Below are 13,068 nucleotides of genomic sequence, written 5' to 3'. Positions count from 1 at the left end.
TCGGACGAAAGCCGCCTGCGACAACAAAATCCTAATTACCCTTCCCTGCTTTCAAGGGAGGGGTCGGCCGAAGGCCGGGGGTGGGTCACCCGGAGGGTGGCGCGAAACGCCGGGGTGGGTCACGCCGGGAGAAGGCAAAACAGAGTGCTTGAAGGCTACAGCAAGAACCAGAAAAACCCCGCGCCGAGGCGCGGGGTTTTTCTGTTGGCGTTTGCCGGAGCGGCGTGTTACTTGCTGGTAACCAGCAGGTGGCCCGTCGCTTGATCGTACTGAACGTTGACGTCCATCGCGGTGGACAGGAACGCCATCGGAACCATCGTCCGGCCTTCGGCCAGATACGGAGCGCTCGGCATTACCATCTTCGTGTCGTTGACTGTCGCGGTGCGCGCGCCGATCTTCAGGGCGATGTCCTTGTCGCCGCTGACGGCGCGCACGGTTCCGGTTTTGCTCTCCCAGGTCAGTTTGCCGCCCTGATACTCGAAGATCTGGCGGAACGGGCTGAAGAGAACGTTGCCGTGTGCGGCCAGCGGGCGGTCGAGACGGATCACCGTGCTGTTGAACAGGACCGAGGTCTGGCCCTTGGCGTTCAGCAGGCTGCGGGTGGAGCTCGTGGCGCCCGTGTGGATGCGGACATGCTTGGGAGCGGGCACGTGGACGATGATCTTTTTCACCATCGGGACCGACGTCTGCACGGCGGCCATATTCACGCGGATCGGCGTCTCCACCAGCTGAAGCTTCGCGGTCTTCGCCTGGGTCAGCGGGTGGGGCTGCGCCAGGATCGGCTTTTCGGCCTTCGGCTGCGCCACGATCACTTTCGTCGCCTTCGGCTGAACGATCACGGTTTTGGTGATCTTGGCCTGGGTAACGACGACTTTGATCGCCTTCGGCTGAGCGACGGCGACCTTGACAGCTTGCGGCTGAGCCACGACGACTTTTTCGGTCTTCGGGGCGGTCAGGATCGGCTTGACAGTCTTCGGGGCGGTCACTGCGGGAGCGGCCAGATACGGCGCGGGGGCCGTAGCGGCGACGCCGGCGTTCACGTGGATGATCTGCACCGTCGGCGCGATCTTCATCGGAGTGACCTTGCCGGCGCTCGCAACTTTCGGAGCCTTCACCACCGGCTGAGCGGCGATGGCGGAATCCGGGGCGGGCTTGGGCTTGAAGCCGGTGACCGGAGTCGCGGGCTTGGGCCGAGCAGTGGTCGTCTCAGGAAGGAACGGGTCCGAGAGCTGCGAGCCGAGCGAAGCGCCGCCGGTCTCATCGAAGAGATCCTCGCGCTTGGCGAGCATGATCTCATGCTGCGTGCGGTGCGTTTCGCCGGAAGCGATGGCGGGCCCGGAGAGCTTCTTCACTGCGGGCAGCTGGGGCCGGCGGGCAAGTCCCGAGGCTTTGACACGCGGCGCGGCCGGAACGTCCGGGACGAACGGGCTGGTCAGGTCGGATCCGCCCGTGGGAGCCTGCAAGTCGAAGCTCTTGGCGACGAGCGTCTTGGACGCGACCGGGGCGCGCTTGACGGCGGCCTGGGCCAGTGTCGCCGGAGCGGCGGGGCGCACGCTGGTCTTCTTGCGTGGCAGCGGCTGGGTGGCGACCGGCATTGGCGCGATCGACTTCGGCTTTGCCGAGGCAGTGACACGAGTGTCCAGCGGGCGGGCGTCGGTGGTCTTCGGCGCCGTGGGCTGCTTGTCGCCGCCGTCCTTCAAGTCCGTGCGGATCGCGGTGCGTCCACCCGGGTTGTTGACGTACACGCGCATCGTCTTGGCCGGTCCGAGCTTGTCGGATTCGTTATAGCCAAAAGACTGGATCGTGTGGTAGCCGTTCGGGTACGTGGTCGTATCCCAATCGTACTCGTAGGGTGGGTAGTTGCGCAGCGTCTTGAACACGTTGTCGACGAACACCGAGACATACGGCGCTTTGCCGCTGGCGTCGGTCGCGTCGAGCTGGATCTTGACGGTGCCCTGAACCTTCTCTTCGGGAGCCGGGCTCATATAGCTGAGCTGGGGAAGAGCGTTCGGAGTCGTTTGAGTGGGAGCCGCGATGCGCGGGCTGTCATTCTGATCGTCGCCGACGAAAATGAACGAACTCTTGGCCGAGACAACTTCGGCGTCGGCCGCGATCGCTCGGATCACGATCCTATGCGTGCCGCCGATCATCTGGGACGCATCGACCAGGAAGGAGATCACGCCGCGCTCCTCGGGAGCGTCCAGGTGTTTGGTGACGGCGCTGACGCCATCCACGAACAGCTCGATGGCCGTGATGCGGTTGGTGGCGGAGCCCTGGTAAAAGGCGGAAATCTCGACCGGCTTTTCTCCGCTGAAGCTGGTGCGAGGAGTCGGGCTAAGTACGGTGACTGCTAAATTGCTGTCTGCGTTGCCCTGGATCGGGGCTGCATAAGCGCGATGCGGTCCGATTACAGAGAGGCTAAGGGCGGCGGCAAGCGCCACCGCGGCCGCCGTCACGCCGCGGGCCGGGGATTTCATGGAATTTCGCCTCCAAGCAGGTTGGGTTTCGGATTTTTGTGAACAGGTATAGAACGGTTTACTCTAACACAATCGTCTGGAGTTGTCAAGTCGATTCTCGTAAAGAATGTTTCGTTTTGCGAGGCTTGCGGGAATGATTCGCGCCTGTCACGCCGTACGCCGCGCCGAGCCTATTCGGAATACGCAGCCTGTCACCTTCCGACGACTTCTATCTCTGCAATGCACACTACAGAATTGAGCGCGCCAGGATAGCCAGAACAATTCCCATGCGTCGAGAAACGCGCCTCATTGCCGCCTTTGGTGATTGCGCCTGACTTTCTGAAGCTCGGTGCTAGCCAAGTTCGACCTCGGCAACTCGGACGACTAAGTTTACGCCATAGGGGTAACCAGAGCAGCGCACGGCGGCGATTCCCGCTTCCACGTTTTGGGTCCACGCCAGGTTTTCACCGTTGTCCAGCCAGCGCACGCTCTTGATCGGAGCATTGAGGTTTCCGAGCGTGCGCGGCCCCGCATCGTTGCCGCCCAGGGTCACATTCGCATCGCCCACCAGCGCGAGATCGTGGACGAAATAAAATAGCTTCTCTCCGCAGCGCAGCACGAAGTCGCGTCCCTGACACTGGATCTCCGTCGGTTTGGCCTCATAGATGGCGTCGCCGAGCAGACGCACCCAGTCTCCGGCCCTCCGCAGCGCGGCCGTTTCGTAAGCGGGGATCGCGCCGCCCGCCGTCGGCCCGACATTGAGCAGATAATTTGCGCCCGCCTTGCGGCACGCCGCCAGGTTTTGTATGATGTTGCCCGGCGCGAGATAATTGAAATCGTTCACGCCGATTCCCCAGTGCGAGTTCATCGTCTGGCACATCTCCACCGACACATATTTAGGCCATCCGGACCGGTTGGGCTGCTTGGGAAGCCCCTGCTCGAACGTCGTGGAATCCAATTCGGGGTTTCCCAGCGCCCCGCGCGCGTCCAATCCTGTATTGTTGATGATCATTGCTTCGGGCTGATGGCGCCGGATGGTGGCGTACATCCGATCTTCCTTCCAGTCGGCGCCGGCGCGCGACCAGTTGCCGTCGAACCACAGCCCGCCGATTTCGCCGTAATTCGCGCAAAGCACTTCGACGGAGTCGTTCAGATAGTCCAAATATTCGTTAAACTTTTCGTCAGAGCAGTTCGCCGAATCCCAGCGCCAGTCCAGTGTCGTATGGTAGAAAAATGGAACGATCCCCTCCGCGCGGCAGCCATCGACAAACTCGGCGATGAGGTCGCGGCCGGCGGGTGAGTGGGGGGCGTCGAAGTCATTCAAGCCACGGGTGTCATACAGCGAAAAGCCGTCGTGGTGGCGTGTCGTCAGCGTGATATACTTCATCCCGGACTCGCGCGCCAAACGCGCGATCGCGCGGGCGTCGAAGTCCGCCGCCGTGAACGTATCCTTCAGTTTTGCATATTCTGAAACGGGGATATGTTCGAGATGCTGCACCCACTCGCCGCGGCCCAGCTGGGAGTATAGCCCCCAGTGGATAAACATGCCATAGGCAAGCGTTTCAAAGCGCGCAATGCGCGGCTCAGGTGTGGGAATGAGAAGCTTGGCGTTCACAAAGTTATCCTTGTGTTGGGGGGAGATGGGAAAACGGAAGAAGCGATTCAATAGGACAGCGAGGCTATACGCGTCCCGCCTCACGGCGGTCCACGAAACACCTCGCTGTCGCTGCTACCTATGGTGGGACGATGGCGCGGGACGCCATTCATGACCAGCGAGTGACGGTTCACCCGGAGGCTGCACGATCCCGAAGGTTAAAAGGGTCTAACCCTCGCCACCGCCCTGTAAACTATGATCCAAATTCATGTACCTCCTTTGTGTTTGAGATAAGTTATTTAACCACACTTTGGGCCTGGTGTCAACAAGCAATCTTTGGGTTATTTTTGTTATTTCTCCAGGAAGTACCGCACGCTCGTGACGATGACGTCGTGCCGGCTGGAAAGGGCGAAGCGCAGCAGCGGGCCGGCCTGGTTGTGCAGGATCCGATGCCACCATTTGCGCGTGACCAGTTCGGGTACGACCACCGTCACGACATCATCGGTGCGCTCGCTTTGGACGGCTTCGATATAGCGCAGCATCGGGCCGATCAGCGAGCGATAGGGCGACTCGATGATCACCAAAGGCATGCCGCCGGACCAGGTGTCCCACTCTTCCTTGAGGCGCTTGGTGTTTTCGGGACTCGTCTCGATATAGACCGCACGCGCGTCTTCGCTTACAACGCGGGCGTAGGCGAGGGCCTCGACGATGCCCCGATGGAGGCGCGGCACCAGAACCAGCACCACGTTGCGGCTTGGCTCGACCGGCGTGAAGCCTTCCAGGGTCAGCTCCTCGCGAAGCTGCATGTAGTGGCGGTTGATTTTATAGAACGTCACCACCATAATCGGCACGAGGACGATCACGAGCCACGCGCCGTAGTGGGGATGGTACGGCCCAAAGTGGAAGTGAGGGCTGATGATGGCGCCGTCCGCGAATTTGGAGTAGCCGATGACCAGAGTGACCGCACCCGTCGCCAGCGCACCCAGCGCATTGAAGAACAGGCTCAGCTGCCAGCCCGGCGTGCGCAGCCGCAGCCAGCGCAGCACCATGCCGATTTGGGCGAGCGTAAAGCTCGTGAAAACGCCGATGGCGTAAAGCGCCAGCAGCTCCTCGACGATGCCGTTGAAAAGATAGATCAGCGCGCCCGCCGCCACCGCCAGAATGATAATTCCGTTGGAGAAGGCGAGCCGGTCGCCGAAGTTCGCGAGCTGCCGGGGCAGGAAATTGTCCCGAGCCAGCATCGAGGCGAGCTGCGGGAATCCCGCGAACGCGGTGTTCGCGGCCAGCACCAGGACGAGCGCAGTGGAGATCTGAACGACCCAGAACATCCAGTGCAGCGCCGGCGGCCAGGCGCGCTCCGCGACCATACCCACGACGCTCTTATACCCGCCGGCATGCTGGTCCATCGGCTGAATGCCGAACTGTTGCGCGATGTAGGTTAGGCCGAAGAACATGACGATGGCGAGCAGGGCCATCCAGCGCATCGTAATGACGGCGTTCTTATCCTCCGGCTTTTGGAACAGAGGAACGGTGTTCGAGATCGCTTCCACGCCGGTCAGCGCCGTACAACCCTGGGAAAAGGCTTGCAGAAGCAGATAGATCCCCACGGTTTGGAAGGGAATCAAATTGCCGTTGATCGCATGACCCGCCTGCAAAGCGTTGGTGGCGTAGCTGGCGTGCGTCGCAATCGCGAAAACGCCGGCGAGGATCGTGGTGACGACCGCGACCACGAAGACGTAGGTTGGCGCGGCGAACACCCCGCCGGTTTCCCGCACGCCGCGCAGATTCAGCAGTGTGATCACCAGAATGATGACCAAACAAATGGGCACCAGATGCGTATGGAGTCCGGGCGCCATCGTGACGACGGCCGCCATGCCCGCCGCGACGGACACCGCAACGGTCAGCACATAATCCACCAGCAGCGATCCGGCGGCGACCAGCGCCGCGAGCGTGCCGAGGTTATCGCGCGAAACGGGATAGGCGCCGCCGCCGTCCGGATAGGCGTAGATGATCTGCTGATACGACAGCACGACGACAATCAGCAGCGCGCAGATCCCCACGGCGATCGGCAGGGCGTAGGGCAGCGCGCTGCCGTGCGCGCCCTGAAGGATCATCAGGATCCCGAGGATCGCCTCGGTGGCGTAGGCGTTGGAGCTGAGCGCATCGCTAGAGAAGATCGGAAGCGCCAGGTACTTGGGAAGACGCTGGTGGCCGGCGCCCGATGTTGGGAGCGAGCGGCCAAAGATGAGCTGCCGGATGCCTCCCACGGCGCTGTGGTATTTGGGCGGTGGGGGCAGCTCGGGGGTGTCATCGCCTTGCGGCGAGTTCGACGAAAAGGGGCTTGGCATAGAATCTCGTGTCCCACGGCAAAATTTGAACGAACAGCCGTAAGACCGTTGGGTATTTTACCTAGGACGCGGCGGCAAGTCAATAAAGAGGAATCGCCGCCCCGCGCGGCGCAATCACACCACGCCATGCCACTTCACGAACTGACCTGCGCCGCCTGCCACGCGCGCTACACCATCCTCGTCGGGATGACCGCCGCCGCCGACAGTCCCGCCTGCCCGCGCTGCGGCGCGGAACACGGCGTACGCCGGATCAGCCGATTTGCGCGCGGCCACGCCTCCGCCGATGTTCCTTCGGACAATCCCTCCGACCCCGCCTCCATGCGCGCTTGGGCCGATGCCGTTCAGAGCGAAACCGGCGAACGCCTCGGCGACGAATTCGACGAGTACATCGACAGCGCCGAACGCGGGAAAGAGGCTGGTACTGAGTAATTACTCCGGATGCGTGTCGAGCAGATCCTGCGCCTTCTTTTTCGACGCATCGTCTCCCGTCGCCAGAACCTTCGTCCATTCGGCGCGTCCATCTTCAGTCTTGCCGGTCTTGACCAGCGCGGAGCCAAGCATCAAGTGCGTGTCGGGATCGTCGGGCGCCAGGGTGGCCGCTGTGCGCAGCGCGGGGATCGCCTTCTCATAGTTTCCCTGGTCGCTGTAGGCGAGGCCGAGATTTTGATAGGCGAGGTCGAGTTTTGGGTTCAGCCGAATGGCTTCCTGGTATTCAGCGATCGCCTCGTCCAATTTTCCCAGATGGTAAAGCGCGACCCCAAGGAAATTATGGTTATCCGCGTCTTTTGACGCGATGGCGAGCGAACTTCGAAAGTACTTCGCCGCCTCTTCATACTTGCCGCTATTCGACAAACAGATCCCCAGATGGGCTTGATAGTCGGGATCTTTGGGGGCGAGGCGTACGGCTTCGCGAAACTCGAAGATCGCCTCCGTCTGCTTGTCCGTATACATCAGCGCCATCGCCAGGTTATTGTGCGCGGCGGCCATAGTCGGATCGAGGCGAATCGCGGCGCGCTCTTCCGTGATTTCCTCCGCCCGCCGGTCGAGCGCGCCGAGCGATGCGCCGACGATATTGTGCGCATCTGCGGAGGTGGCGTCCAGACGGATCGCTTCGCGCCCCTCCGTGATCGCGTTTTCATAATCGGCCGTCAAGTAATCCATGGTTGCCAGATTAAGGCGCGCCTGGAAGTTTTTTGCGTCCGCCTTGACGGCGCCTTGCAGCGCCGTCTTTGATCCCGAGTAATCTCCCGCATCGTAGAGTGCATCCCCCAGCGCCAGATGCGCTAAAACGTCACCGGGATGCAGGCGGACCTGCTCGCGCGCCGCTTTGACGGCGTCCGATACGGCCTGCGCCGCAGGCTTGGCGGCGTCTTCCGCCGCATGGCTAAGGGACGAGGTGAAGAGCATGGCGAAGGACGCGGCGGCGCAGGAGAGCGCGAGGATGCGTGAGCGGTTCATATAATGGGCCTCGGACGTAATCACAAAAAGAAGGGCGCGGGATCGATCCCGCGCCCTTCGGCGTCTGCTTGCTGTATTGTATTGCACGGACCGTCAGAATGAAGATTACTGGCGCGCTTTCAAGTTCTCGAATGAGATCTTAGCTGATTCCAGTGACGGGATCTTTGGCTCATCGTGCTCCACGATCAGCCATTCGGTCCCGATCTCCGTGGCGGCGGTGAGGATGGCGTCCAGCGGAAGGTCGCCGGTCCCCACTTCGGTCAGCGCCTTTTCGGAAAGCTTCCAGTCCTTGATGTGCAGCAGAGGCGCGCGGCCTTGGAACTTCTTCAGGTATTCGGCGGGGTCTACGCCGGCGGCGAAGACCCAGCAGGTGTCGATCTCCGCCTTCACCACCTGCGCGTCGGTATTGTTGAAGATCAGATCCAAGCCATACTCGCCATCGAACTTTTGGAATTCGAAGTCGTGGTTATGGTAAGCGAGGGTCAGCCCGTGCGTGCGCAGGGTTTCGCCCAGGTCTCCCAGCTTCCCAGCGATCGCCTTGTAAGCGGCGCCGTCGGCGCGCTGGTCTTCGCCCAGATACGGCACGACGACATAAGCGTTGCCCAGCGACAGATTTTCATCGATCACCTTCGCGATGTCCTTTTCCAGTTCGTCGATGCTGACATGGCTTCCGGCGACTTTTAAGTTATTGTCGTCGAGCAGCGAGCGCAGCGCCTGTACGGACAGATCCCCGCGTCCGGCGAGCTCGACGCCGGCGAAACCAATCTCGGCGACCTTCTTCAGCGTCCCCGCAAAATCCTTCGCGGTCTCGTCGCGAACCGTATATAGCTGCAATGCAATCGGTAATTTAGACATCTCTCGGTCAATCCTTTCGGGACGGTTCCCTAAACCCTAAAGTTCATCACAATCCCACTGAAATCCTTCGTTTCGCGTCTCATGACATTTTCTGTTAAGCTTTCATTAAGCTTACCCATTCTTGGCCTTCCGGCCACATCAAACCGGTATACTGAGAGCAGGCAAGCGAAATTACTGTTTTCGCTTAGACTGCGCACAGGCTCGACGACTACCAAGGCATACTCATGAACAAACTGCTCCGTAACTCTTCCGTCCTCGCCTCAGGAGCGATCGTCACCGCCATCCTCGCGCCCGTATTCGCCAAAGGATTGACGACGGCGCCCGCCCCCGGCTTCGCGCCCGACGACGCTTGTGTTGGCAACGCTCGCCATCTCGCGCAGGCGGTTCTCACTTACGCTCAGGATTATGACGGCAAGCTTCCGCCTACCGACACCCAGGCGCACTTCCAGGCGGTCGTCACGCCCTATTTGACCAGCCCGTCGGTCTTCACCTGCCCTGCGACGCATCTGGCCTATGTTCCCAATCCGGCCATTGGCGGCCACGATGTTTTCGAATATCGGACGACATCGGGCGCGACCGTCCTGTTCCAGGATGTTGCTGCGCACAGAGATCATTTATCTACTCTTGCGTTTGTCGATGGTCACATCGAACGTGGAGGCGTCGAATCAGGAAACCCGACCAGCATTAACCGAAGCCATCTGAGGCAAATTGCTCTTGCGGCTTTGCAGTATGTTCAGGACAACGACGAACATTTTCCTTTAATGGATACGGCAGCGCATGCGAAAGCGGCCCTATCGTATTACACAACCGGCGAGTATGTATTTCAGAGCCCCATTAGCGGGCAGCCGTACGAATTCAACACGAACCTAAGCTATGCTTTCTTTGGGTCTATCCTTGATCCTACAAATACCTTCCTCGCACAGGATGCTATTGCACCACCTGGTGGTATTCGCGCCATCGGTTATGCTGATGGACATGTTACTCCAAACACTGCAAAGCCGACATCAGGGGCTGACGCCAATCGCTTAAAGCAAATTGGTTTTGGAATACTCCGATATAGTCAGGATAATAATGACTTACTTCCGCCAATGCAGACAGAGCAAGGATTTGAAGCGGCGCTTCGTCCGTATCTGGATATCTTTGTAAACCCTCTGACTAACCAGCCATATATTCTCAATGCTTCTCTCAGTCGCCAATCTCTGGCTAGTTTGCCGGATCCTTCCAATACTTGGCTTGTTAAGGACCCAACAATCAACACCGACGGAACTCTCTTTGTTCTTTTTGCCGATGGCCACGCGAAGGCGCGTCTCTACCATCTGGCCCAGCACATCTCCGTAGGGCCAAATAACGAAACCCGTCTTTTCTGGAGTCAGGCCGAAGGCGATATCGCTCTTTCGCGGCTGTCCGCAACGGGTGTGGAGTTCAGCCGTGCGACACTGTCGCAGGGTGCAGGAGTCATTAAGAGCATCGCGACATCTCCGACGGGCTACACTCGGATCTTGATCAGTGGTCCCTACACCACGTCTCTTTTGACGCTTAACCCCAGTTTCTACCTGACACAGAAAACAGATTACGGCCCGTACGATGGCTGGGGGCCTGTCTCAGTGTCTGTCGGCGGCAACAATCAGCCCCGTCTGCTCTGGAACCGCTACGACAAATCGTCGGCCATTTGGCAGGCGTCGGCGGCGAACGATTATCTGAGCGACAAGCGCTATGCGCTCGCAAGCGGCGACATCGCTACCGGCCTTGCCGTCGCGCCGGATAACTCGCAGCGGCTGGTGTGGACACGACCCAGCGGCGAAGTGCGGTTCTGGACGCTTGCGGCGGCCGGGGATATTCTGAGCCAGAGCGGCGTTCCGCCCTATCACGATTGGAAAGCCAAGTCCGTGACCGTGGGCCCGAACGGCAACACTTGGGTGCTGTTCGCGGGAACGGGCGGCTCTTCGTTGATGACGATGAGCCCGACGCAGCAGCGCTTGAACAAGATTGACTTCCCCGCCGAGGCCGGATGGACGCCGCAGGAAGTGGGCGTCGGCGCGGACGGATACGCTCGTGTTTTGGCCACGAACGTAGATGGACGTGGCCGCCTGCGCATCTATAACAATGCCGGCGCCTTGTTAAGCTCTCACGAGTTTGCTCCTTACTAACGGAGCGGTGGATTTCGATAGAGCGTTAGAAGTCTCAACAGTATCTAAAAAGACCGTGCACAGGCTTACCGACGAACTAAGGATCACATGGAAAAACTATTTCGGAACGCATCCGTCATTGCCGCTGGAGCGATCGTAGTCGCAATTCTGGCGCCTGTCCTGGCGAAAGGGCTTACGCCGGCGCCCGCGCTGGGCTTCGCGCCCGACGACGCTTCGGTCGGCAATTCTCGTCTTTTGATCGATGCCGTATTCCAGTACGTTCAGGACAATGATGAAAACCTGCCTCCGACGGATACTGTCGCTCATTTCCAGTTCGCCGTTTCGCCATATTTGGAGAACAAATCGGCCTTCACAAGTCCCGTGACACATTTAGCGTACCAGCCCAATCCGGCCATCGGCGGTCATTCGCTGGCTGAGTTTGCTTCGCCCAACAAAACGGTTGTTTTCCAGGATGTGAAAACTTCGGGTACTGCAAAATTTACCGTCACATTTCTCGACAGTCATATCGAGCAAAATGGTCAGATTGCAGGTGTCTTTAACCCTGTCCAGGTCTCCGCGTCCCGGTTGAAGCAGATCGGACTGGCGACGCTGCAATATGTGCAGGACAACGACGAAAGTTTCCCACTGCTGGACACGCCGGCCCACGCTCAGAAGGCGCTGATGCCTTATGCGAAAAGCTTAGGCGTTTTCTACAGTCCTATCAACGGAGAAGCCTACCAGTTTAATTCGAACCTGAGTTACGCTACGCTTGCTTCGCTGGCCGATCCATCAACAACAGTTCTCGCTCAGGATCCCACAGCCAATGCGGATGGTATTCGGGCGATTGTCTACGCAGACGGTCATGTCACACCCGCCAATAATAATCCGGATAATCCTGATAATCCGGGCAAGCTGGGCGTCCAAGACGCCGGCAACCTCAAGTTCATTGGATTGGGAATTTATCAATATGTACAAGACAACGACGAGTTGTTTCCGAACTTCCGAAGCGAAGCGGCCATCGAAGCGGCGGTTAATCCCTATCTCCATAACACGTCGGTATTTGTGAGTCCGTCCACTGGTTTGAATTACGCATACAACACGAATATGAGCGGGATTGCGTTGGCGCAGATCGACTCTCCCAGTGAACTGTGGATGGCGCGTGACCGGACGGCGAATTCCGACGGATCAGTAAATACCCTTTACGCGGATGGCCATGTGAGAACTCGTTACGCATTCATTGCGCAGCATATCTCCGTGGGGCCGAATAATGAGACGCGCCTGGTCTGGAACCGAGGGGATGGAATGGTGGCGTTCTCCCTCGTTTCATCCGTGGGGGCAGAGCTTAGCCGAGGCCAATTGGGACAGAGCGCCGGAACGGTCAAGGGCATCTCGACATCACCTACCGGTTACACCAGTATTCTTATTGGAAATGGGAATACGGCGTCGATTTGGACGCTTAACCCCAGTTTCTACCTGACACAGAAAACGGATTACGGTCCATATGCCGGTTGGGGAGCGATCTCGGTCGGCATAGGCGGCAACAATCAGCCGCGTCTACTGTGGAACCGTTACGATAAGTCCTCGGCCATCTGGCAGGCGTCAGTCGCAAACGACTACATCAGCGACAAGCGCTACGCGCTCGCAAGCGGCGACATCGCTACCGGCCTTGCCGTCGCGCCGGATAACTCGCAGCGGCTCGTTTGGACGCGTCCCAATGGCGAAGTGCGGTTTTGGACGCTGTCGGCGGCTGGCGATATTCTGAGCCAGAGCGGGGTTCCGCCTTATCACGATTGGAAAGCCAAATCCGTGACCGTGGGGCCGAACGGCAACACGTGGGTGCTCTTCGCGGGAACGGGCGGCTCTTCGCTGATGACGATGAGCCCAACGCAGCAGCGCTTGAACAAGATCGACTTCCCCGCCGAAACGGGCTGGACGCCGCAGGAAGTAGGTGTCGGCGCGGATGCGTATGCGCGTATTCTGGCGACGAACGTGGATGGACGTGGTCGCCTGCGCATCTACAACACGGCAGGCGCGCTGCTCAGCTCGCATGAGTTTGCGCCGTTCTAAACAACTGCGAAATTTTGGTGTCAATGAAGAGGCCCACGTCGGTCCTCTTGAATGAGTTCGCGTTAATGCGCGAAGCGAATAAGGATAACTATGGGAAAATTGTTCAAAAACGCCGTCGTGGTAGCCTCGGGCGCAATCGTGGCGGCCATTCTGGCGCCTGTCCT

General features: G+C 59.5%; 8 protein-coding genes. 3 read left to right on the top strand and 5 right to left on the bottom strand.

Going from position 1 to position 13,068, the window contains the following annotated elements:
• Positions 1 to 227 precede the first annotated feature (227 nt).
• From ABIZ35_RS14845 to ABIZ35_RS14835, 3 genes are all read right to left on the bottom strand, one after another.
• Positions 228 to 2,477, bottom strand: a complete 2,250-nt coding sequence (locus tag ABIZ35_RS14845; protein ID WP_348220700.1) for a stalk domain-containing protein — start codon at positions 2,475 to 2,477, stop codon at positions 228 to 230.
• 331 nt (positions 2,478 to 2,808) lie between these two features.
• On the bottom strand, positions 2,809 to 4,071 hold the full coding sequence (locus tag ABIZ35_RS14840; RefSeq protein WP_348220699.1) for an alpha-L-fucosidase: 1,263 nt from the start codon (positions 4,069 to 4,071) through the stop codon (positions 2,809 to 2,811).
• 329 nt (positions 4,072 to 4,400) lie between these two features.
• Entirely contained in the window at positions 4,401 to 6,398 is a 1,998-nt protein-coding gene (locus tag ABIZ35_RS14835) for an APC family permease (RefSeq protein WP_348220698.1), read from the bottom strand.
• Between the two features lie 126 nt (positions 6,399 to 6,524).
• On the opposite strand from ABIZ35_RS14835, the gene ABIZ35_RS14830 reads away from it, so the two are divergent.
• Positions 6,525 to 6,827, top strand: a complete 303-nt coding sequence (locus tag ABIZ35_RS14830) for an FmdB family zinc ribbon protein (protein ID WP_348220697.1) — start codon at positions 6,525 to 6,527, stop codon at positions 6,825 to 6,827.
• Here ABIZ35_RS14830 and ABIZ35_RS14825 read toward each other — a convergent pair whose 3' ends face one another.
• Together ABIZ35_RS14825 and ABIZ35_RS14820 are read right to left on the bottom strand one after the other, a co-directional pair.
• Complete coding sequence (locus tag ABIZ35_RS14825; RefSeq protein WP_348220696.1) at positions 6,828 to 7,856, bottom strand: tetratricopeptide repeat protein; 1,029 nt, start codon at positions 7,854 to 7,856, stop codon at positions 6,828 to 6,830.
• Between the two features lie 105 nt (positions 7,857 to 7,961).
• Entirely contained in the window at positions 7,962 to 8,711 is a 750-nt protein-coding gene (locus tag ABIZ35_RS14820) for a sugar phosphate isomerase/epimerase (RefSeq protein WP_348220695.1), read from the bottom strand.
• 224 nt (positions 8,712 to 8,935) lie between these two features.
• Between ABIZ35_RS14820 and ABIZ35_RS14815 the strand changes: the two genes are divergently transcribed.
• Together ABIZ35_RS14815 and ABIZ35_RS14810 are read left to right on the top strand one after the other, a co-directional pair.
• A complete protein-coding gene (locus tag ABIZ35_RS14815) occupies positions 8,936 to 10,858 on the top strand; it encodes a WD40 repeat domain-containing protein (RefSeq protein WP_348220694.1) in 1,923 nt (640 codons plus the stop codon).
• Between the two features lie 87 nt (positions 10,859 to 10,945).
• Positions 10,946 to 12,904: a WD40 repeat domain-containing protein gene (locus ABIZ35_RS14810; protein ID WP_348220693.1), complete on the top strand. Its 1,959-nt coding sequence runs from the start codon at positions 10,946 to 10,948 to the stop codon at positions 12,902 to 12,904.
• The last annotated feature ends 164 nt before the right edge of the window (positions 12,905 to 13,068 follow it).

The organism is Capsulimonas sp. (genome assembly GCF_039929585.1).
Lineage (GTDB): Bacteria > Armatimonadota > Armatimonadia > Armatimonadales > Capsulimonadaceae > Capsulimonas.
Note: the sequence above shows the minus strand (reverse complement) of the source record. Positions and strands in the feature narration are given on the sequence as shown.